The following is a 21,049-nucleotide window of genomic DNA, read 5'->3' as shown; positions in this document are numbered from 1 at the left end:
ATCATCCGGCACACCACGGGTCCAGGAATGGCGTCGCAGCGTTCAGCCGGAAACGCGGTATGTCGCCAGTCTGCGATTCGCCCGGATTAGTGTTTATTATGCCACGAAAATGCGTGATCGGCCCTCCGTTTAGCGCAAACAGGTTCGTATCGTCGACGGCACCGGATTCGACATCGCGGAGGAATTTTCGCGCGTTGCGGTCACAGCTGCGCAGGATTTGCTGGGTGATCGAGCTCCCGCTGTCGCTCGTCGCGTAGCCGAGCGTCAGCCGCTCTGCGAGCATAGCATCCTCGAACAGCGGTTCGTCGCGTGCATTGATCGCTGCATGGCAATTTTGAGCGTGATCGGTGACGATGAGATAGCGCGCGGCGCCGTCGAAATCGGGACTGCCGACGATCGCGTCCTGGAGTAACAGCCAGGCGAGCCGCTCCTGTTCGCTGGCCAGACCGCGAAACTCGTAGCCGATCGGATGCACGATGCTTAGCAGGGTCTCACCATTCGCCTCGATCCCGGTGCGGATCGAGCAAACCGCGACGCTGGCGAACGAAACGGGGGTCCCCGCAATCAATCGGGTGTTGGTATCAACGACGAAGATGAAACGATATTGGGCAAGGGCCTGGGCTTCACGCATCATTGCCGGGGGACCGGTCAGCGGGATGCTGAAGAGGCTCTTCTCGCGCTTTTCGCCTCGTGGCCGGTGCTGGCCGGCCCGGACATGGCGCGGCGACAAGGCCCTGCCGCCGCTCATCATCTCGACGATGCCGTTCGGACCGATGCGCACTTGGTCCACCGCCACAGGCACGTCGAATTCGAAGGTCAGTGTATCCGAGACAGGGTGACGGCTCATTTTGCCGATCTAGTTGTTTTGGATAGCATTGCCATGGCGAGCGTGACGAGGCGCGACGCGCTGACTAGGAAGGGCGCATGATCGCCACCCCCGCCTGGCCCCCGCAATCGACCCCGCGCCTGTTCGTCGAGCAGGAATTGACTGAGGGCGAGCATCGCCGGATCGATGGACAACAAGGTCACTATCTGGCCAGCGTGATGCGGCTGAAGGCGGGTGATCCGGTCAAGCTGTTCGACGACAAGACCGGCGAATGGCTGGGCGTGGCGACCGAAGTGCGCAAGCGCGACGTGACGCTGGAGGTGCGCGAGCGGCTTCGCGAGCGCGAGCCGGTGCCCGACCTGTGGCTGTGCGCCGCGCCAATCAAGAAGGGGCGCATCGACTGGGTAGTCGAAAAGGCATGTGAGCTGGGCGTGGCGCGCGTGGCCCCGGTACTGACGCGGCGGGCGGTGGTCGACAAGCTCAACCTCGACCGGCTGCGCGCGCATATGGTCGAGGCGGCGGAGCAATGCGGACGCACCGCGCTGCCGCAACTCGTGGAGCCGGTGAAGCTGGCGGCGCTGCTGCGCGACTGGCCGACGGGGCGGGCGCTATTCTTTGCCGATGAGACCGGCGGGGCACCTGCGCTGGAGGCGATGCAGGCGCATCCCGGCCCGGCGGCGATCCTGGTCGGTCCCGAAGGCGGCTTCGACGCCGAGGAGCGCGAGGCGATCCGGGTGGTTTCGCAGGGGGTGGGGATTTCGCTGGGGCCACGGATTTTGCGCGCGGAGACTGCGGCTGCGGCGGCGGTGAGCCTTTGGATGGCGGCGGCGGGGGATTGGTAGTCATAAAATCCTCCCCGTGCCGGGGAGGACTTGATATTTCCCATCCCGATTTGGGTATTTCATTCCCTCTTTCGCTGACGCGCGCGCATCCCTAAATGGCCGCAATGAGCACAAAGACGGTTTCAAACAGCAACGCGCCTGTCATCGAGAGCCGTCAGATGCTCCTCGATTATTTTGCCGGGGGCGAGAAGCCCGCCGCGCGGTGGCGGATCGGCACCGAGCATGAGAAGTTCGTCTATGCCGTCGGCGACAATCACGCGCCCTCCTATGACGAGCCGGGCGGGATCCGCGACCTGCTTGCTGAGCTGACCCAGTTCGGCTGGTCGCCGGTCGAGGAGGGGGGCAAGGTGATCGCGCTGGCCGGGCCCGACGGCAATGTCAGCCTCGAGCCTGCGGGGCAGCTGGAACTGTCGGGCGCGCCGCTCGACAATCTGCATCAGACCTGCGCGGAGACCGGTCGCCATCTCGAACAGGTCAAGGCGGTGGGCGAGAAGCTGGGCCTTGGTTTCCTGGGCCTTGGCATGTGGCCGGACAAGAGCCGCGCCGAGCTGCCGATCATGCCGAAGGGCCGGTATGGCATCATGCTCAACCATATGCCGCGTGTCGGGTCGCTCGGCCTCGACATGATGCTGCGTACCTGCACCATCCAGGTGAACCTCGATTATGCTAGCGAGGCCGACATGGCGCAGAAGTTCCGCGTCGGCCTTGCGCTCCAGCCGCTGGCGACCGCGCTGTTCGCCAATTCGCCCTTTACCGATGGCAAGCCCAACGGGTTTCTGTCCTATCGCTCGCATATCTGGTCGGACACCGATCCCGCGCGCACCGGAATGCTGCCCTTCGTGTTCGAGGATGGGTTCGGCTATGAACGCTATGCCGACTATGCGCTCGATGTGCCGATGTACTTCGTCTATCGCGACGGGCGCTATATCGATGCGGCGGGGCTGAGCTTCCGCGACTTTCTGAAGGGCGAATTGTCGGTGCTTCCCGGCGAGAAGCCGACGATGGACGATTGGGCGGATCATCTCTCTACCGCGTTCCCTGAAGTGCGGCTCAAGACCTTCCTCGAAATGCGCGGCGCCGACGGCGGACCGTGGGGCCGGATCTGCGCGCTGCCGGCTTTGTGGGTCGGGCTGCTCTACGACAACCAGGCGCTCGACGCGGTATGGGACCTGGTCAGGGACTGGGACATGGCCGGACGGCAGGCGTTGCGCGATTCGGTGCCCAGGCTGGGCCTCGATGCGCCGTTGCCGGGTGGCGGCAAGCTGCGCGACATTGCCGGGCTGGTGATCGAGATCGCCGGGGCGGGGCTGACCGCGCGCGCGCGCTTCAATTCGGCGGGCGACAGCGAAAACGGCTTTCTCGACCCGCTGCGCGAGATCGTACGGAGCGGCAAGGTGCCCGCGCAGGCGTTGCTGGATCGCTATCACGGCGAATGGCAGGGCGACGTCACGCGCATCTATGACGAGACGCGGTTCTAGGGTTTCTGCTGCGCCGCCGTTTCCCACGCGGCGCGGACCTGAAGCGCGAAGATGCCGCTGAAGTCGCGCATCTCCCGCTGAGCCTTTGTCCCGAAGTCGCGATAGGCCGCGGCACGTTCGAGACCGGCGCGGGTGACGATGCGCACCTGAGCGAGCGCGGCAGCGGCGTCGCGGCGCCCGTAAAGCAGCATCGCGGCATAGGCGAGTTCGGCCTGGACGCGTTCATAATGCGTTGCGGCGCGCGTCTCACGGACGATCTCGACCGCCTCCCGCATCATGCCGAACGGGTCCCCCTTGCCCTCGCGCGTCAGTACCATCGCTTCGAACATCATCGCGCGGCCGACGAGCGGATGCCGCTTTCCGAACGCCTCCTGCAACGCCTTGCGCGCGGTGCCGAACGCCGCTTGGGCAGCGGGGATATCGCGCACGCCGAGCAGCGTGGAACCCCAGTCGAGATAGGCGGTTGCGGTTTCCGGGTGGGTCAGCCGCAGATGACGCTCCAGAACGGGGATCGCTTCGCGCCACAGCGTATCGGCTTCCCCGAAGCGCTGATAGCCGTCGAGCAGGCGGGCATAGGCGACCTTGGCGCGCGCGGTCTGCACATGCTGGTCGCCGAATTGCTTGCGCCGCAGGTCGAGCGCGGCGCTGGTCAGCGCAAGCCCTTCGCCGGGATCGACAAGCGGCGTGAGATCGAGATAGGCGCGGACAAGACGGTCCGGGTCGCCCCCGCCGTCGAGCAGATCGGTGATGACCGCGCGGTGCAGTTTCTCTGCGGCTTCGGTCCGGTCCATTGCGGCGAGGAAGCGGGCCTTGCGCGCTCGGGCATCGAGCAGGACGTCGGGCGGCTGCGTTGCGAGCCCTTTGAGCGCGCGGTCGTACAGCGGTTCGGCCTCGGCTGTCTGCCCCATACCGGTGAGCACGTCGGCGAGCGAGAGCACGATCCGCGCTGTCGCCGGATCGTCGGGGCCATAGGCGCGGGTGACGTCGATCAGCGCCTGTCGCGCCAGGGGAAGCCCCTCGGCGATGCCGGGCGAGTCGATATAGGAATCGATCAGCTTGGCGGCGGCGCGGAACTGGGCGCGCATATGGGCAGGCGTTGTGCCGTCGTTGCGCCAGATCGAGACCGCGGTGCCATAGCGCGCAGCCGACATGCGATAAAAAGCGGTGCCGCCGCGGACTCCGGCATCGCCTTCGATCTCGGCGATATCGGCCATTTCGAGCCAGAGCGGCGCGTTCAACGCACCAACCCGGTCGATCTCCGCCTGTTCGGCGGGGGTGATGGTTCCGGCTTCCGCCTTTTCGTGCAGCGGCCGCAGCGGTGCGGTACGGGCTTCCATCGCCGCGTTCACATCGCGACGCGCCTGATCGGCGATCCTTGCCGCGCGATCGGGGTCGGTCGGGATCAGCGCGCGGGCTAGCGCGAGCTGAAGGTCGAGGCAGCGGTCTCCCTTGGGCGCCGTCGCCTTGCAGCGATCATGCGCCACCTCAAGCTGCGTCAGCGTCGCACGGGGTGGCACGGGCGCGCGCTGGGCGGCAACCGCCGGCGTGGCGAGGACGAGCAAGGGCAGCAGCGCGCGCATCCCCGTCAGACTAGCAGCAGGACTGTCGTCTACCAGTGACAATCACTGATGGCCCGGAGGTGCCCGGGAATGGCTTCAGCCGACGCGCAGACCCATCGCCCGCTGTACGTCGCGCAGCAACGGCGCGGCGAGACTGGCGGCACGTTCGGCGCCCTTGCGCAGCTCCGCGTCGACGGACCCCTTGTCGGCGATCAGGCGGACCATCTCGTCGCGGATCGGGCCGAGCTTGGCGACCGCGAGGTCGGCGAGCGCGGGCTTGAAGCTGCCGAAACCCTGTCCGGCATATTCCGCTACCACATCGTCGGGCGTGCGGTCGGCGAGCGCGGCGAAGATGGTGACGAGGTTCTTTGCCTCGGGCCGGTCCTTGAGCGACTCCCAGCTCGCACCCATCGGTTCAGGATCGGTCTTGGCCTTGCGGAATTTCTGGGCGATCGCGTCGTCGTCGTCGACCAGGTTGATCCGCGCCGCGTCGGAGGGGTTCGATTTCGACATCTTCTGCGTCGCATCGCGCAGCGACATGATCCGCGGCGCGGCCTTGCTGATCAGCGGTTCGGGTTCGAGCAGCAGGTCGGTCTTGTAGTCGAGGTTGAACTTGGTCGCGATGTCGCGCGCCAGCTCCAAATGCTGTTTCTGATCCTCGCCGACGGGCACGTGCGTCGCGCGATAGAGCAGTACGTCGGCGGCCATCAGCACCGGATAGTCGTACAGCCCGACGCTTGCGCCCTCGCGGTTCTTGCCCGCCTTGTCCTTGAACTGGGTCATGCGGTTGAGCCAGCCGACGCGCGCGACATTGTTGAGCAGCCAGGCGAGTTCGCTATGCGCGGGGACGCGCGCCTGGTTGAACAGGATCGAGCGGGTGGGGTCGATGCCGCTGGCAATCATCGCCGCGCTCACCTCGAACGTGCTGTCGGTGATTGCGGCCGGCTCGCTCCACTCGGTCAGCGCGTGGAGGTCGGCGATGAAATACATCGATTCGCCGCCCGCCGCCTCGACATCGGCCTGCATCCCGACCCATTGTTTGATCGCGCCGAGATAGTTGCCGAGGTGAAGGTTGCCCGTGGGCTTGATGCCGGAAACGACGCGCATGGTTGCTCTCTAACGATGGTTCAGGCGGAGCGGCGGCGCAGGAACCGGAGATCCTCGCGCCGGAACGCGCCGGTTGCGAAACAGGCGACCGCGTAAACGATCCCGCCCACCGCGACCAGTAGCATCATCGACAGCGCGCGCGCGGTCCAGCTTCCCTGAAGGTCCGGCGTGAACAGATCGGTGAGGAAATACATTACCCCCCCCATCGCCAGCGCCGCCGCGACCAGCCGCCAGATGCGGCGTGACAATTGCGCATCGACCGTGAAATGCCCGCGCTTGGCGAGGCCGTGAAACAACAGCCCGGCATTCACCCAGGCGGCGATCGCGGTGGCGAGCGGCGGGCCGATATGCTGAAGCGGCACGATCAGCGCGAGATTCCCAATCAGGTTGATACCGATCGCGATCGTTGCGAAGCGCACCGGAGTTCGGGTGTCCGACCGCGCATAGAAGCCCGGCGTCAACACCTTGACCAGGATATAGGCGGGCAGACCCAGCGAGAAGGCGGCGAGCGCCTGCGCGGTCCTGCGCGTATCCTCCGCATCGAACGCGCCATGCTGGAACAGCGTCGAGACGATGGGTGCGCCGCAAATCACCAGCGCGACGGCGGCGGGCAGGGTGAGGAACAGCGCCAGTTCGGTGCCGCGATTCTGGGTGTGCATCGCCGCGCCGTCATTGCCTGCGCCCAGCTGGCGGGCGATGGTGGGGAGCAGCACGGTGCCAAGCCCGATGCCGATCAGGCCCAGCGGAAGCTGGTTCAGCCGATCGGCATAATAGATGTACGAGACCGATCCTTCGGCGAGTAGCGACGCGGCGAGCGCGGTGGAGATGACGAGGTTGATCTGCGTCGCGCCCGCACCTGCGGCGGCAGGGCCGATCAGCCGGAGCAACCGTTTGACCTCAGGGCTGAGGCGGGGACGGCGCAGCTTCAGAACAATGCCGTTCAACCGGCAGGCGATGATGAGCCAGAGCAGTTGCGCCGCGCCCGACACCATCACCGCAATCGCCTGACGCCAGGCGGTGACCATCGGATCGGGATCGTTGAAGACCAACAAGGTGGAGATGACGAAGATGTTGAGCAGGATCGGCGCGGCGGCATTCGCCCAGAATTTGTGGAGCGAATTGAGGATACCGCCGAGCAGCGACATCAGGCTGATGAAGAAGAGATAGGGAAAGGTGATCCGCGACAGCGCGACCGCATAGGCGAACTGGTCGGGCGTCACGTCGTTGAACCCGCCCGACAGCATCCAGACGACCGGGAAGGCCGCGATCTCCATCGCGATGGTGAAGACCAGCAGGACCGGGAACAGCACGGACAGCGCCTCTTCGGCGAAGCGCAATGCGGGCTTCATATCGCCCTCCGCCTCGCCCAGCTTGCGGCTGAAGAGCGGGACGAAGGCGGCGCTGAACGCCCCCTCCGCCATCAGCGAGCGGAAGAGATTGGGCAGGCGGAAGGCGATCAGGAAGGCGTCGGAGGCGAAGCCCGCGCCGACATAGCGCGCGAACAGCGAATCGCGCACCAGCCCGAGCACCCGGCTGACCAGGGTCAGCCCGCCGATCGAGCCGAGCGCGCGGAACAGGTTCATGGATTGGGTCCCGCGCGCGCCGGGATCACGCCTGTCCGGCTTCCCCGCCTGCCTGAAGCTGGCTGTCGTGCTGCGCGCGCTGCTGTTCGTACAGACCGTTGAAATCGATCGGCTCCAGCATCAGCGGCGGGAAGCCGCCGTCGCGGACCGCGTCGGCCAGCACGCGGCGCGCGAACGGAAAGAGCAGGCGCGGCGCTTCGCCCAAAAGAAAGGGCTGAAGATGCTCTTCGGGAATGTTGCGGATCGCGAACAGGCCCGAATAGGAAAGATCGACGATGAACGCGACCTGGTCTTCCATCTGCGCGCGCACATCGATCTTCAGCGTTACTTCGTGCACGTCCTGAGCGACTTCGGCGGCGCCGATGTTGAACTGGACGTCGAAAGCGGGCTGGCCCTGAATCTGGTAGATGGCGGGCGAATTGGGATTCTCGAACGAGAAATCCTTCACATATTGCGAGATAACGCCCACCGAAGGCGCGGTGTCGGCGCCGTTCGCCAGCGGATCGCCATGGGGCGCTGCGTTTTCTGGCGTATCCATGATCTCAAAGGTCCTTTACAGTCTGGGAATTAGGTCGCGGTGATCCGCGCTCGAATGACCGCCGCGCCTAGCAGGGGCGGATAGCGGATTCAACGGGCGAGCGTCGTCCCTGCGACCGGATTTGAATACTGACGTTATCCTGCCTATGTGAGAGGCAGAAAGAGGTGCCAAACGTGTATCTAGTGATCCTGTTCGCGGCCATCGCGGCCTTCCTGGCGCTCCGCCTCTACTCCGTGCTGGGCAAACGCACGGGGCATGAACAGCCCCTGCCGCGTCCCGCGGAGGAGCGTGTCGGCGCGCCGCAGATGCCGCGTACCATCGATATGCCGGCCGAGGTCCGCGAAACCGGCCCGCGCGCTGTCGATACCGGCGCCGAGGGCGGCCTGCGCGCCCTGATCGCCGCCGACCCGGCGTTCGACGTCAACCAGTTCGTGGAGGGTGCGAAATCCGCCTATCGCATGATCCTGGAAGCATTTTGGAAGGGCGACCGCGAGACGCTGGACTGGCTGGTCGAGGCCGAGGTGCGCGAGAGCTTCGTCGCTGCGATCGACGCGCGCGAGGCAGCGGGCGAGACGCTGGACAATCGCCTGATTTCGATCGAGCGCGCCGCCATCTCCGAAATCTCGGTCGAGGGTCGCGTGGCGCGGATCACGGTGCGCTTCGACGCCGATATCGCCGCGATCACCCGCGACAAGGACGGCAACGTCATCGCCGGATCGCTGAGCGACGCGGTCGAGACGCACGACGTGTGGACATTCAGCCGCGATCTTGCCAGCGGCGATCCGAACTGGAAGCTGAGCGACACCGACGAAGCCTGAACCGCGATGCGGCAATAACGGAGTGACCATGCGCGTTTGGGGGGTAGCGGCGCTCGCCGCGCTGTTGGGGGCCTGCTCGTCCGGAGTCGTGCCCGCCTCGCGGCCAGCGACCGGCGCGCCGCCGCCGTCGCGTCCATCGACCTCGATTCCAGTGCGCCAGCCGGTCGCCGCGACGCCGCTGGCACCCGCACCGGCGCCTGCCGCTCCCGCCACTGCTACCACCGCCGCGATGGCGGGATTGACCGCCGGACCGCGGGTCGACGATCTGCCGATCACCATGGCGGCCGCCGCACGCGCGCTGGGCGCGTTCAAGATCAGCTGCGCGACGCTGATGCGCCGTACCGACGCCACCGGGCTGACCCGGGGCGAGGATTGGCGCCCCGCGTGCGACGCCGCGCGCACGATGCAGGACCGCGATGCCGCGACCTTTTTCGCGCGCTATTTCGAAACGGTGCAGATTGCCGACGGCAAGGCGTTCGCGACCGGCTATTACGAGCCTGAAATCGCGGGATCGCGGACCCGACGACCCGGCTATGAGGTTCCGGTCTATGGCCGTCCCGCCGATCTGATCGACGTCGATCTCGGCACCTTTTCCGACGCGCTGAAGGGCAAGTCGATCCGGGGCCGGGTGGATGGCACCCGGTTCGTCCCCTATCATGACCGCACCGCGATCGAGCAGGGTGCGCTGGCGAATCGCGGTCTCGAAATCGCCTGGGCCGCCGACCCTGTGGAGCTGTTTTTCCTCCAGATCCAGGGATCGGGCCGCCTGCGCCAGCCCGACGGATCGGTGATGCGGATCGGCTATGCCAGCCAGAACGGGCGCGACTATACCGGCATCGGCAAGCTGATGCTGGATCGCGGGCTGCTCGAACGCGGACAGGCGTCGATGCAGGGCATCATGGCGTATCTGCGCGCGAACCCCGAACAGGGGCGGGCGATCATGCGTGAGAACAAGAGCTATGTGTTCTTTCGCGAGCTGACCGGGCCGGGCCCGCTGGGCGCGCTGGGCGTGCCGGTCACGGGACTTGCCAGCGTCGCCGCCGATCCCAAATTCGTGCCGCTGGGCGCGCCGGTCTTCCTGTCGATGGATCGACAGGACGCCAACGGTCTGTGGGTGGCGCAGGATACGGGCGGCGCGATCAAGGGCGCCAACCGCTTCGACACCTTCTGGGGGGCAGGCGACGATGCGCGCGCGATCGCGGGCGGCATGTCCGCGCGCGGCACCGCCTGGCTGTTGCTGCCCAAGGGGACGCTGGCCCGCCTGACCGGCAATTGAGCCGTGACCCGGCCGCCGCGCACGATCACGCCGGAGGAGCGGGCGCTGTGGCAGCGGGTGGTCGCAAGCGTGAAGCCGATTGCGAAACGCCCTGCTGGCCCCGCCTCTTCAGGGGAGGGGCTTGGGGTGGCGCGTCCGCGTCTTACCGAGACCGAAGTCCGTGTGGAAAGGCCCCAACCCAACCCCTCCCCTAAAGGAGAGGGACTTAAGAAGGCGCCCTTGCCGCCGCCGCCGCGCGACACGCTGGACGGCGGGTGGGACAAGCGGCTGTCGCGCGGGCTGGTCGTGCCCGACGCCACGCTGGACCTGCATGGGCATACGCTCGCGAGCGCCCATGCGTTGCTCGACCGCGGCCTTGATCGCGCCATCGTGCGGGGCGATCGGCTGCTGCTGCTCATCACCGGCAAGCCGCCGCGTGAAGAGTCGGACCGGCCCCATGCGCGCGGGGCGATCCGGGCGGCAGTGCGCGACTGGCTCGCGGCATCGCGCCATGCCGATCGGATCGCCGCCGTGCGCGGCGCGCATCCCCGGCACGGGGGGCAGGGCGCGCTCTATATCGTGTTTCGACGCGACCGGTCGCCAGCGCGAAAATTTTAACTCTTTGCGTCCACTATCCGCCGATCGTCGGGATGGTCCGGCTTGGGTGGGGGTCGCAAAGCCGAGATGGAAGGATTCTCGCTCAAGAGTCGTGCGATCGCGTTCGCGATCTGCGCCGGAGCGTTCGTTTTCATCCTGGCGCTCGCCGCGACCTCGCGGGGGGCGTTTGATGTCGCCAGCACCAGCCGCGCGCTGATCGCCGCGATCATCTGTGCCGCGATGTGCTGGGCTTATGCCGAACGGACCATCGCCTCCACCGCCGAAGCGATCGACGCTGCGATCCTGCGCCTGACGCGCGCCGCCAATGGCGATCTGGAAAGCGAAATCCCGCGCGAGGTGGAGCTGTGCGTCCCCCCGCTCGCCAAGGCGATGGACGGGCTGTTCCGCCAGCTGCACAGCAATCTGGAAAGCGTTCAGCGGCTTGCGCTGTACGATCCCGTTACCGGCCTTCCCAACCGCACCCATTTTCGCCGCAGCTGCGAGCGGATGCTGACCGAACTGCCTCCCGATGCGATGGCGGCCCTGTTCTTCATCGATCTCGATCGGTTCAAGGCGGTCAACGACACGCTGGGCCATGCGGTGGGCGATCAGCTGCTGGGCATGGTAGCGAACCGGTTGCGTGCCGTGGCCGACCGGTTCGCGATCGACGGCGATTCGCGCCAGCCGCTGATCGGTCGCCTGTCGGGCGACGAATTCACCATCTATTTTCCCGAACTGGGCCATCTCCGCGACGCCGACCGGGTCGCGCGCGGCATCCTGTTCGCGCTGTCCGAGCCATTCGACCTGGCCGATCAGGAAGTGTCGATCGGCGCGTCGGTCGGCATTGCGATGCGGCCCGAACATGGCACGTCGCTGACCGATCTGATGCGCGCCGCCGACGCCGCCATGTATCACGCCAAGGCGCAGGGGCGCGGTCGGGCGGAGCATTTCACCGACCAGCTTGCCGCCGAAATCGCCGAGCGCGCGGTGCTGGAGAGCGATTTGCGCGCGGCGGTGGAACAGGACCAGTTCACTCTGGTCTATCAGCCGCAGGTGAGCGCGAGCGACGGCCGGATCGTCGCCGCCGAGGCGCTGCTGCGCTGGCAGCACCCGACGCGCGGCCTGTGCCTGCCCGGCAGTTTCATCCACCGCGCCGAGGAGACCGGCCTGATCGTCGAGATCGGCGAATGGGTGGTCAAGCATGTCGCGTCGACCATCGCCCGTTGGGGCGAGATCGGGATCGAGCAGCGGCTGGCGGTGAATATCAGCCCACGCCAGCTGGATCACGCCGCTTTCTTCCGCCGGTTGCGGGAGGCGATGCAGGCGGCGGGGGCACCCGCGCGGCTGCTGGAACTGGAAATCACCGAGACGCTGGCGATGCATTGTTCGAGCGAGGTGATCGAGGCAATCACCGCGCTGCGTGCCGACGGGGCGAGCGTTGCGGTGGATGATTTCGGCACCGGCTATTCGAATCTCGCCCGGCTGCGCGACCTTCCGCTCGACCGGGTGAAGCTCGATCGAAGCCTGGTCGAGAATGTCGCGACCAATGTCGAGGCCCGGACGATCGCCCAGGCGGTGATCGGCCTGATCCACGGCATCGGTTGCGAGGTCGTGGCGGAGGGGATCGAGACTGAAGCACAGCTTGAAGTGCTGCGGGTCATCGGCTGCGACGTGCTTCAGGGCTATGTCATCGGGCGGCCGATGCCCGAAGCCGCGTTCCTGGGCTGGGCGCAGGCCGAACCGCGCCGCGCGCTGCGGGCTTAGGGTCCTACCTCCGTTTGTGCTGAGCTTGTCGAAGCACCGAAGCGCGGGCTAGCGGCCCTTCGACAAGCTCAGGGCAAACGGGGGTAAGGCGGTGTTCGGCGCGAAAACCCGCGCCAGCACGCCCGCATAAATCCGCGTCAGCGCGTGTAGATCCTCCAGCGCCACCGCTTCGTCCAGCTTGTGCATCGTCGCGTTGAGCAGGCCGAACTCGACCACCGGACAGATGCGGGAGAGGAAGCGGGCGTCCGACGTACCGCCGCTGGTCGACAATTCCGCCTCGACCCCGGTCTCCGCGCGGATCGCTTCGCTTACCAGCGTCGAGAGCGCGCCCGGTTCCGTCAGGAACGCCTCGCCATAGACGCGGCCCTGAACGATCCCCGCCGGGGCGTGGGTGTGGACGATGCGCTCGATCCGCTCGATCAGGTCGTGACCCCGGTGCAGATCGTTGAAGCGGATGCTGATCCGCGCCGCCGCCTTGCCGGGGATGACGTTGGTCGCCGGATTGCCGACGGCCAGGTCGATCACTTCGATATTCGAGGGCTGGAACCAGTCGGTCCCTTCGTCGAGCGTGATCGCATCGATCTCCGCCAGCGCGCGCACGAGGCGGGGGACCGGATTGTCGGCGAGATGGGGGTAGGCGACATGGCCCTGCCGCCCCGGTACCGCGATATCGATCACGGTCGACCCGCGCCGCCCGATCTTGATTGTGTCGCCGAGGCGATGCGCGGAGGTCGGCTCGCCGACCAGGCACAAATCGGGGGTCAGGCCGCGCTGTGCCATGCGGTCCATCAGTGCCAGCGTGCCATAGGTGGCGGGGCCTTCCTCGTCGCCGGTGATGATGAGGCTGACCGTGCCGCTGGCGGGGAGTGTAGCGAGCGCGGCAGCGAAGGCGGCGATCGCGCCCTTCATGTCCACCGCGCCGCGTCCGTAGAGCAAGTCGCCGCGAATCGCCGGCTCGAACGCGTCCGAGGCCCAGCCCTCGCCGGGCGGAACGACGTCGAGATGCCCGGCAAAGGCGAAATGCGGTCCCGGCTCGGCGGTGCGGACGGCCAGCAGGTTCTCGACCGGTCCGTCGGGCGCCTCACCCACCACGAATCGTTCGACAGCGAATCCGAGCGGGAGCAGCGCCGCCTCCAGCACATCGAACACCGTACCGCGCGCGGGGGTGATGCTGGGCGCGGCGATCAGCGCCTTGGTCAGTGCGACGACATCGGGCAAGATAGGCTCCTTCTACGGAGGCTCCATTGCCCAAGCTCGATCTCGACACAATCCCGCAGACCAACGCGACCGGCTATCCGCCCGAACATGCAGGCGTGGTGGAGGGCCGCTGGTATCGTCGCCTCGCCCTCGCGTCGGGGCTCACCGATTTCGGCGCGAGCCATGTGACGCTGAAGCCCGGCGCCTGGTCCGCCCAGCGCCATTGGCATGAGGGCGAGGATGAACTGGTGGTGATGATCGCGGGAGAGGCGGTGCTGGTCGATGATGCGGGCGAGCATGTGATGCGGCCCGGCGACGTCGCCGCCTTTCCCAAGGGCGATCCCAACGGCCATGTGCTGCAGAACCGCAGCGACGCCGATTGCGTATTCGTCGCGATCGGTCGCTCGGCGGCAAGCGACTGCCATTATCCTGATATCGACATGCACCTGTTCAATGGACAGGGGTTTCGGCGCAAGGACGGGAGCGGGTTTTAAAGCCCCTCCCCTTCAGGGGAGGGGGGTGGGGCCTATCCTCTAGGCGCGTCGGTCTCGGTGAGACTGAGACGCCCCACCCCCCACCCCTCCCCTGAAGGGGAGGGGCTTAAGGTGTCTCAAGCCGGTTCCTGCTCGAACTGCTCGATGACCCATTCCTCTTCCTGCGCCCCGGCGATCCAGTCCTGCATCCAGGGGTGTTGCAGCACGGCGTTCATGTACGCGGGAGCAAAGCGCGCGACGGGGAGCGAGTAGGTGACGAAGCGCGTGACGACCGGCGCGAACATCAGGTCCACCGCGCCGAACTCGCCGAACAGAAACTCGCCGTCGCCGCCGTAACGGGCGCGGGCCTGCGCCCAGAGTTCCATGATCCGCTGGATGTCGTGCATCACATCTTCGTCCGGCGTTTTCGGCGGATAGACCTGGCGAATGTTCATGCTGTGCTTGCGGCGCAGCGCGGCGAAGCCCGAATGCATCTCCGCCGCCATCGACCGCGCCATGGCCCGCGCGGCATTGTCGGTGGGCCAGAAGCGGTCGCCGCCCGATTTTTCGTTCAGATATTCGACGATGGCGAGGCTGTCCCATACCACGGCGTCGCCGTCCCACAGGATCGGCACCTTGCCCGATGACGGCGCGAATTCGTCGCCCTCGCGCCGCTGGTCCCAGTCCTGATCGTAGAGCGGCACCACCACTTCCTCGAACGGCAGGCCCGAGAGCTTGCAGGCGAGCCAGCCGCGCAGCGACCAGGAGGAATAGGCTTTGTTGCCGATGAAGAGCTTGAGCATGGCGCGGGGATAGCGGCGGGGCGGGGCAGGGGCAACAGCGCGTCGAATCGCTTGCGCAAGCGTGCGTCTGCCGACAGGTTGGGAGGCGCCGGAGGGGCGGGCGGGGGAAATGAAAATGTCACATCTGTTCATGGCGATACTCGCCGGATTTGCGACGGTCGGGGCGTCGCTTCCCTCCCAGGATCCGGCGCCTGCCGCGCCCAAGCGCGCGCCGCTGCCCGTCGAGGCGTTTGCCGACATGCCGCAGCTGGAGGACCCGAAACTGTCGCCCGACGGCAAGCGCCTTGCCGCCAAGATCGCGATCGGCGGCACCCAATATTTCGCGGTGCTGACGTTCGGCAAGGAGGGGCCGCCACAGCTGCTCGGTGCGGGCAAGGCGGACGTCAACTGGTGGCGCTGGGTCAATGACGACTGGCTGGTCATCGGCATCGGCCAGAGCGTGCCGGTCGAGGGCGACGAATGGTATGTGACGCGCGCGATTGCCTATCAGCCCACGACGAACAAGGTAACCCAGCTCGCCCCGCGCGACGTTGCGCAAAAGGGCGACGACATCATCTGGATGGCGCGCGACGGCAGCGCGCGGGTGATGCTGGCCTATCAGACCTCAATCTATGTCAACCGCGATGGATTCTGGCCCAAGGTCGAGGAAATCGACCTCGACACCGGCAAGCGCCGGACGATCCTGACCGGGCGGACCGGGGTGATGGACTGGTATGCCGATGGCGCGGGCGTTGTGCGCATGGGGATCGGCTTCAGCGAGGACGGACGGTCGCGGCGGCTGCTCTATCGCGACAGCAACACTGCGATGTTCCGCACGATCGACAAGGCGCGACGGGGCGAGGACCGGCTGACCGTCCCGGCCTTGTTCCTGGAAGACAAGACCAAGGCGCTGGTGATCGACGACGACGAAGCGGGCTATTCGGCACTGTATGAGCTGGACCTGGCGACGCTGGAGCGCGGCAAGCAGCTGTTCGCCAGCAAGGGATATGACATTTCGGGCCTGATCACCGATGCCAATGGATCGGGCTTTCTGGGGGTCGCGGTCGAGGAGGATGCGCCTGACGTGCGCTGGGTCGATCCCGATATGCAGGCGATGCAGGAGACCGCATCGTCGCTGGTGAAAGGTGCGAAGGTCAGGATCGTTTCGACGAGCAGCGACCGCAGCCGGGCGATCGTCGCGATCGGCGGGGCGGATGCGCCGGGCGGCTATTACGACTTTGGCCGGGCCGAAAAATCGATGAATCCGCTGGGGTTCAACAATCCCAGCATCCGGATGAAGCGGATGCACCCGGTGCGGACAATCCGCTACAAGGCGCGCGACGGCCTGGAGATCGCCGCGATCCTGACGACGCCGAAGGGGCGATCGGGCAAGCTGCCGTTGATCGTGATGCCGCATGGCGGCCCGTTCGCGCGCGACAGCGAAAGCTGGGACTGGTGGACGCAATTCCTGGCCGATCGCGGCTATGCGGTGATCCAGCCCAATTATCGCGGGTCATCGGGCTATGGCACCGCCTTTGCGCGCCGGGGCGAGGGTCAATGGGGCCTGGCGATGCAGGACGACCTCAACGACGCAGTCACCGAACTGGCCAGGCTGGGCATCGCCGATCCCAAGCGGGTCTGCATGGTCGGCGCCTCCTATGGCGGCTATGCGGCGGTGCGCGCGGCGCAGCGCGACGGTGCGCGCTATCGCTGCGCGGTTTCCTATGCCGGGGTGTCGGACCTCAACCGGATGATGAAGCATACGCGCAACTATCTGCACAGCGGCGCGCGGAGCGACTGGCTGCGCGAGCAGGCGCCGGACCTCAAAGGGGTATCGCCGCTCAACTTCCCTGAGGAATTCACCATCCCCGTGCTGCTGGTGCATGGCGAGAAGGACGCGGTGGTGCCGCCGGTCCATTCGCGGCTGCTCGCTGATCGGCTGAAAAAAGCGGGGAAGGACGTGACCTATATCCGCCAGCCCGAGGCCGACCATCATTTCAGCCGTGGCGAGGACAGGCTGGAATTCCTGAAGGCGATGGAAGCGTTTCTGGCGAAGCATAACCCCGCCTGAGGGGGCTGCTCGACCGGCGAGTGTATAATCTGGATTGCGCTACAGCCGTTTGCCCTGAGCTTGTCGAAGGGCGGTACCCCCTCGTCACTGAGCGCAGGAGCGGTGCTTCGACAAGCTCGGCACAAACGGAAGAATGGGTCGGATTTAACGCCCGATGCTGGCAATTCCTCCCCTGAGCCTGCTCAGGGGAGGGGGACCGCCGCGAAGCGGGGGTGGAGGGGCGGCGGACGCAGACCGCCGGGAACAGCTCGGCAAAATTCCGCCCTCTACGGGGCGGCCCCTCCGTCAGCGCTTTGCGCTGCCACCTCCCCTGCGGGGCAGGGGAGGATTTCGGGTTAGATCGCCGTCAGACGCTCACCGCCTCGACCACCGCAGCGCGCAGCTCGGCGATGCCGTCGCTCTTTTCGCTCGACGTGGCGAGGATGTCGGGGTGCGCGGCGGGGCGTTTGCGTGCCTCGTCGATGGTGCGCCGAGTGACCTCAGCCAGCTCGGCCGGCTTGATCTTGTCGCCCTTGGTCAGGACGATGCGATAGCTGACCGCCGCTGCATCGAGCATGTCGAGGATGTCGCGATCGACCTCCTTGATGCCGTGGCGGCTGTCGATCAGCACCAGCACGCGCTTGAGCACGTCGCGCCCGCGCAGATAGTCGTTCACCAGGAAGCGCCATTTCTTGACGACATCCTTGGGCGCCTTGGCGAAGCCGTATCCGGGCATGTCGACCAGCCGGAACTTCACCGGATCGCCGACATCGAAGAAGTTGAGCTCCTGCGTCCGCCCCGGCGTGTTCGACGTGCGCGCGAGGCCGTTGCGGTTGGTCAGCGCGTTGAGCAGCGAGGATTTCCCGACATTCGACCGGCCCGCAAACGCCACTTCCGGCACCGTCGGTTCGGGCAGGAAGTGGAGCGCGGGCGCGGATTTGAGGAACGCGACGGGCCCTGCAAAGGTCTTGCGCGCGCTCTCGATCAGCTCGGGGTCGAAGTCGGTCACCAAATCCTCCCCGGAACGGGGAGGGGGACCATCCGAAGGATGGTGGAGGGGGCCCACGGCAAGGGAGTCCGATGCCTCGGGCCCCCTCCACCACGCCCTTCGGGCGCGGTCCCCCTCCCCGTCCCGGGGAGGATTGTCACGACTTCTTCCCCTTGGTGGGCTTGGCGTCGATCACGGCACCGGACGCGGGCACCGGTTCCCTCAGCGCCGGATGGCGGCTGTAGAGGAACTTCTGCTGCGCGATGGTGAGCAGGTTCGACGTGATCCAGTAGATCTGAAGACCTGCGGCAAAGGGCGCCATCACGAACATCAGCACCCAGGGCATGATCGCGAACATCTGTTTCTGCACCTCGTCCATCGGTGCCGGGTTCAGCTTGAACTGCGCCCACATCGAGATGCCGAGCAGGATCGGCAGCACGCCGATTGCCAGGAAGGCGGGCGGGGTGAAGTCGATCAGGCCGAAGCCGTTCAGGATGTGCAGCGGATCGGGCGCCGACAGATCCTTGATCCACAGGATGAACGGCTGGTGCCGCATCTCGATCGACAGCATCAGCACCTTGTACAGCGCGTAGAGGATCGGAATCTGGAGCAGGGTCGGGAGGCAGCCCGCGAGCGGGTTCACCTTCTCGTCCTTGTACAGCTTCATGATCTCCTGCTGCTGGCGCGGCTTGTCGTCCTTGTAGCGTTCCTGCAGCGCCTTCATCTTGGGCTGGAGTGCGCGCATCGACGCCATCGACGCGAACTGGCGCTGCGCGATCGGGAACAGCAACAGACGGACGGTCAGCGTCAGCGCGATGATCGCGACGCCGAAATTGCCGATCATCCGGAACAGCCAGTGGAGATAGTGGAAGATCGGCTTTTCGAAGATTTCGAACCAGCCCCAGTCGATCGCCCGGCTAAAAGCGCGGATGCCGTCCTGCTCCTCATAGTCATCGAGCAGGTTGATATCTTTCGCTCCCGCGAAGAATCGCGACGTCTGGGTCACAACCTGTCCAGGACCAACTTGCCGGGCAGAATCAGGTTCAAACTGCGCCTGCGATGCCAAGCCCCCACGCGGACGGAACTGCATGTCCACTGCCATTCCCTGATCCGGAATGAGTGCGGTCAGCCAGTAGATATCGGTATAGCCGATCCAGCCGCCCTTCGCAGTGAAGCGCGTTTCAGCACCGGGTTCGGCAACTTCGTCATAGTTGGTGCTGTAATTAACGGTGCCATCGGTCGAGACCACAGGCCCGGCATGAATCGTCATGCTGTCGTGGTCCTTGCCCGGGCCATAGCGGTAGAGATAGCCATAGCCCGCGGCGCTGATCGCCTGCTGACCCAGGTTCGCGACCTTCTGGCGCACCGTGAACATATAGCCGTCGTCGACCGACAGCTCGATCGCGAAACGCTGCGCGCCGACCGTCGTGGTGAGGGTGACCGGGGTGGTCGGGGTCAGCTTGCTGCCGCTCGCCTGCCACACCGTGTCCGGCCCCGGCGCGTTCAGGCCCTGTCCCGACCAGCCGAAGCCGGCGAAATAGGCGTCGCGCGTGCCGCTGGGCGAGAGCAGGCGGATCGGAGCGCTGTCCTTGGCGATCGTTTCCTTGTGCTTGATCAGCACCAGATCGTCGATCCGCGCGCCCTTGAGGTTGAGCGATCCGCGCACCGTGGGGGTTTCGATCGCGATGCGCGGCGTTTCCGCCAGAACCTGCTTGCGATCGCGAATCGCCTTTGGCGTATCGGCCGCCGGGTCGGCGCCCGGATTGGGAACGACCTTGGTCTCGCCGCCCTTCACTTGCGTCGCGGGCGGATTTGCCGTCGGGAAAAACCAGCCGGTGATCGCGGGCCACGCGAACAGCAGCAGCGCGGCAATCACCGCGAACAGCAGGAAATTCTTCTGGTCGTCTTTCACGTCATTCCCCGGTTCAGGAAATCAGGGCACGGGGTCATAGCCATGCCCACCCCATGGATGGCAGCGAAGGATGCGCCGCAGCGCGAGCCATCCGCCCTTGAGCGCCCCATAGCGGGAGAGCGCCTCGATTGCATAGGCCGAACAGCTTGGCGCGAACCGGCAGCTGGGCGGCAGGATCCGCGACGGGCCGATCTGCCAGCCGCGCGCGATGAGGATGAGGATGCGGGCGATCATCGATTCGGCGCCTTATCGTCACCCCCGCGAAGGCGGGGGCCCATCACCTGACTGCCAAGCAAGCCGCGCGGTGAGGAGATGGGTCCCCGCTTTCGCGGGGATGACGGGATGAGGCAAATCACCTTTTCACCTTCGCCAATGCCTTGGCCAGCTCGGCCTTCAGCGCCGCATAGTCCCGCTCGATTCCGCTCGCGCGGCCGATCAGGACATGGTCGGCGCCCGGGACGCCCTCCACCGGCAACAACGCGCGCGCAAGTTCGCGAAAGCGCCGCTTCATGCGGTTGCGCACCACGGCGTTGCCGACCTTCTTGGACACGGTGATGCCGATTCGCATCGTCGGGTCATCGTCGCCGCGGGGGCGGACCAGCAGGACGAAGCCCGGCATCGGCGCGCGCTTCCCGGCATTGGCGGCGAGATAGTCCTTGCGCAGCGTCATCCGTGAAAGCGGGGCGGGACAACGCAAACAGCCCGCCTCCTCGCCTGAGGAAACGGGCTGGTCCGGCACCAGCGATGCTGGCGTCAGGCTTACGCGCTCAGCTTGTTGCGGCCGCGGGCGCGGCGGGCGCGAATCACATTGCGGCCGCCGGGGGTCGCCATGCGCGCGCGGAAGCCGTGCCGGCGCGCTCGCACCAGGTTGCTCGGCTGAAAGGTCCGCTTCATCGCTCATTCCCTGTGTTCTGGAAACTAAAAGGGCCGCCGCAGGGGCGACCATGTGAAGGGGGCCGTTAGCCAAAGCGGGCGAAGTTGTCAATTCGCCGCGACCTGTTTCGCGCGTTCCCGGCGTCGCTTCGGGCTGCCGCGCACCAGGATGCGGTCGATGAAGGCGCCGACGCGCGGCCAGCGCGCCTTCAGCCGCACGAACCGGTGCCGCGCCCAGCGCGAATTGCGCAGGATCAGCACGATGCCCAGCGCGGCGATAACGGTCCCGCCCGGCCCGGGAAGCGGGGAGGCGAGCGGCGCTACCACCAGAAACAGCAGGATTCCTGTCACGAGCAGCGTGATTCGCACAATGGGATGCCGTTTAGGGCGCATGGCATCGAAATGGG

At 66.3% G+C, this 21,049-nt stretch carries 21 protein-coding genes; 8 read left to right on the top strand and 13 right to left on the bottom strand.

The window, feature by feature from the left end; all coding sequences use genetic code 11:
* Position 1: 1 nt before the first annotated feature.
* Entirely contained in the window at positions 2 to 781 is a 780-nt protein-coding gene (locus FPZ54_RS07220; RefSeq protein ID WP_186456942.1) for a hypothetical protein, read from the bottom strand.
* Between the two features lie 143 nt (positions 782 to 924).
* Between FPZ54_RS07220 and FPZ54_RS07215 the strand changes: the two genes are divergently transcribed.
* Together FPZ54_RS07215 and FPZ54_RS07210 are read left to right on the top strand one after the other, a co-directional pair.
* A complete protein-coding gene (locus FPZ54_RS07215; RefSeq protein ID WP_145846063.1) occupies positions 925 to 1,668 on the top strand; it encodes a 16S rRNA (uracil(1498)-N(3))-methyltransferase in 744 nt (247 codons plus the stop codon).
* Between the two features lie 104 nt (positions 1,669 to 1,772).
* Positions 1,773 to 3,146, top strand: a complete 1,374-nt coding sequence (locus FPZ54_RS07210) for a glutamate--cysteine ligase (protein WP_145846062.1) — start codon at positions 1,773 to 1,775, stop codon at positions 3,144 to 3,146.
* Here the strand turns inward: FPZ54_RS07210 and FPZ54_RS07205 are convergent.
* The 4 genes from FPZ54_RS07205 to secB all read right to left on the bottom strand — a co-directional run bounded on the left by FPZ54_RS07205 (position 3,143) and on the right by secB (position 7,933).
* Positions 3,143 to 4,726 (bottom strand): tetratricopeptide repeat protein, encoded by a 1,584-nt coding sequence (locus FPZ54_RS07205; RefSeq protein ID WP_145846061.1) that lies wholly within the window; start codon positions 4,724 to 4,726, stop codon positions 3,143 to 3,145. The two genes, FPZ54_RS07210 and FPZ54_RS07205, sit on opposite strands and share 4 nt — an antisense overlap.
* A gap of 75 nt (positions 4,727 to 4,801) precedes the next feature.
* Complete coding sequence (gene trpS / locus FPZ54_RS07200) at positions 4,802 to 5,812, bottom strand: tryptophan--tRNA ligase (RefSeq protein ID WP_145846060.1); 1,011 nt, start codon at positions 5,810 to 5,812, stop codon at positions 4,802 to 4,804.
* A gap of 20 nt (positions 5,813 to 5,832) precedes the next feature.
* Positions 5,833 to 7,395 (bottom strand): murein biosynthesis integral membrane protein MurJ, encoded by a 1,563-nt coding sequence (gene murJ / locus FPZ54_RS07195; RefSeq protein WP_145846057.1) that lies wholly within the window; start codon positions 7,393 to 7,395, stop codon positions 5,833 to 5,835.
* Positions 7,396 to 7,420: 25 nt separating this feature from the next.
* On the bottom strand, positions 7,421 to 7,933 hold the full coding sequence (gene secB, locus FPZ54_RS07190; protein WP_145846056.1) for a protein-export chaperone SecB: 513 nt from the start codon (positions 7,931 to 7,933) through the stop codon (positions 7,421 to 7,423).
* A gap of 173 nt (positions 7,934 to 8,106) precedes the next feature.
* On the opposite strand from secB, the gene FPZ54_RS07185 reads away from it, so the two are divergent.
* The 4 genes from FPZ54_RS07185 to FPZ54_RS07170 all read left to right on the top strand — a co-directional run bounded on the left by FPZ54_RS07185 (position 8,107) and on the right by FPZ54_RS07170 (position 12,367).
* A complete protein-coding gene (locus FPZ54_RS07185) occupies positions 8,107 to 8,751 on the top strand; it encodes a Tim44/TimA family putative adaptor protein (protein WP_145846055.1) in 645 nt (214 codons plus the stop codon).
* Positions 8,752 to 8,779: 28 nt separating this feature from the next.
* Positions 8,780 to 10,027, top strand: coding sequence for a murein transglycosylase A (gene mltA, locus FPZ54_RS07180; RefSeq protein ID WP_186456941.1), 1,248 nt, complete (start codon positions 8,780 to 8,782; stop codon positions 10,025 to 10,027).
* 3 nt (positions 10,028 to 10,030) lie between these two features.
* A complete protein-coding gene (locus FPZ54_RS07175; RefSeq protein WP_239019748.1) occupies positions 10,031 to 10,624 on the top strand; it encodes a Smr/MutS family protein in 594 nt (197 codons plus the stop codon).
* Positions 10,625 to 10,690: 66 nt separating this feature from the next.
* Positions 10,691 to 12,367, top strand: coding sequence for a putative bifunctional diguanylate cyclase/phosphodiesterase (locus tag FPZ54_RS07170; protein WP_145846052.1), 1,677 nt, complete (start codon positions 10,691 to 10,693; stop codon positions 12,365 to 12,367).
* A gap of 48 nt (positions 12,368 to 12,415) precedes the next feature.
* On the opposite strand, the gene dapE is transcribed toward FPZ54_RS07170, so the two are convergent.
* Positions 12,416 to 13,585, bottom strand: coding sequence for a succinyl-diaminopimelate desuccinylase (gene dapE, locus FPZ54_RS07165; RefSeq protein ID WP_145846051.1), 1,170 nt, complete (start codon positions 13,583 to 13,585; stop codon positions 12,416 to 12,418).
* Positions 13,586 to 13,611: 26 nt separating this feature from the next.
* On the opposite strand from dapE, the gene FPZ54_RS07160 reads away from it, so the two are divergent.
* Positions 13,612 to 14,058 (top strand): cupin domain-containing protein, encoded by a 447-nt coding sequence (locus tag FPZ54_RS07160; protein ID WP_145846049.1) that lies wholly within the window; start codon positions 13,612 to 13,614, stop codon positions 14,056 to 14,058.
* Positions 14,059 to 14,174: 116 nt separating this feature from the next.
* Here FPZ54_RS07160 and FPZ54_RS07155 read toward each other — a convergent pair whose 3' ends face one another.
* On the bottom strand, positions 14,175 to 14,840 hold the full coding sequence (locus FPZ54_RS07155) for a glutathione S-transferase family protein (protein ID WP_145846048.1): 666 nt from the start codon (positions 14,838 to 14,840) through the stop codon (positions 14,175 to 14,177).
* 115 nt (positions 14,841 to 14,955) lie between these two features.
* Between FPZ54_RS07155 and FPZ54_RS07150 the strand changes: the two genes are divergently transcribed.
* Positions 14,956 to 16,890 (top strand): alpha/beta hydrolase family protein, encoded by a 1,935-nt coding sequence (locus FPZ54_RS07150; protein ID WP_239019747.1) that lies wholly within the window; start codon positions 14,956 to 14,958, stop codon positions 16,888 to 16,890.
* A gap of 346 nt (positions 16,891 to 17,236) precedes the next feature.
* Here FPZ54_RS07150 and yihA read toward each other — a convergent pair whose 3' ends face one another.
* The 6 genes from yihA to FPZ54_RS07120 form a co-directional block, all read right to left on the bottom strand.
* Positions 17,237 to 17,878, bottom strand: coding sequence for a ribosome biogenesis GTP-binding protein YihA/YsxC (gene yihA / locus FPZ54_RS07145; RefSeq protein ID WP_145846046.1), 642 nt, complete (start codon positions 17,876 to 17,878; stop codon positions 17,237 to 17,239).
* Between the two features lie 136 nt (positions 17,879 to 18,014).
* Positions 18,015 to 19,769, bottom strand: a complete 1,755-nt coding sequence (yidC, locus tag FPZ54_RS07140; RefSeq protein ID WP_145846045.1) for a membrane protein insertase YidC — start codon at positions 19,767 to 19,769, stop codon at positions 18,015 to 18,017.
* 21 nt (positions 19,770 to 19,790) lie between these two features.
* Positions 19,791 to 20,003, bottom strand: a complete 213-nt coding sequence (gene yidD, locus FPZ54_RS07135; RefSeq protein ID WP_145846044.1) for a membrane protein insertion efficiency factor YidD — start codon at positions 20,001 to 20,003, stop codon at positions 19,791 to 19,793.
* Positions 20,004 to 20,121: 118 nt separating this feature from the next.
* Entirely contained in the window at positions 20,122 to 20,466 is a 345-nt protein-coding gene (rnpA, locus tag FPZ54_RS07130) for a ribonuclease P protein component (protein WP_239019746.1), read from the bottom strand.
* A 62-nt stretch (positions 20,467 to 20,528) separates the two neighbouring features.
* On the bottom strand, positions 20,529 to 20,663 hold the full coding sequence (gene rpmH, locus FPZ54_RS07125; protein WP_044332822.1) for a 50S ribosomal protein L34: 135 nt from the start codon (positions 20,661 to 20,663) through the stop codon (positions 20,529 to 20,531).
* An 87-nt stretch (positions 20,664 to 20,750) separates the two neighbouring features.
* Complete coding sequence (locus FPZ54_RS07120) at positions 20,751 to 21,011, bottom strand: hypothetical protein (RefSeq protein ID WP_239019745.1); 261 nt, start codon at positions 21,009 to 21,011, stop codon at positions 20,751 to 20,753.
* Between the last annotated feature and the right edge of the window lie 38 nt (positions 21,012 to 21,049).

The organism is Sphingomonas suaedae, assembly GCF_007833215.1.
Classification (GTDB): domain Bacteria; phylum Pseudomonadota; class Alphaproteobacteria; order Sphingomonadales; family Sphingomonadaceae; genus Sphingomonas; species Sphingomonas suaedae.
The sequence above is the reverse complement of the archived record's forward strand: the minus strand, read 5'-3'. Positions and strand labels throughout refer to the sequence as shown.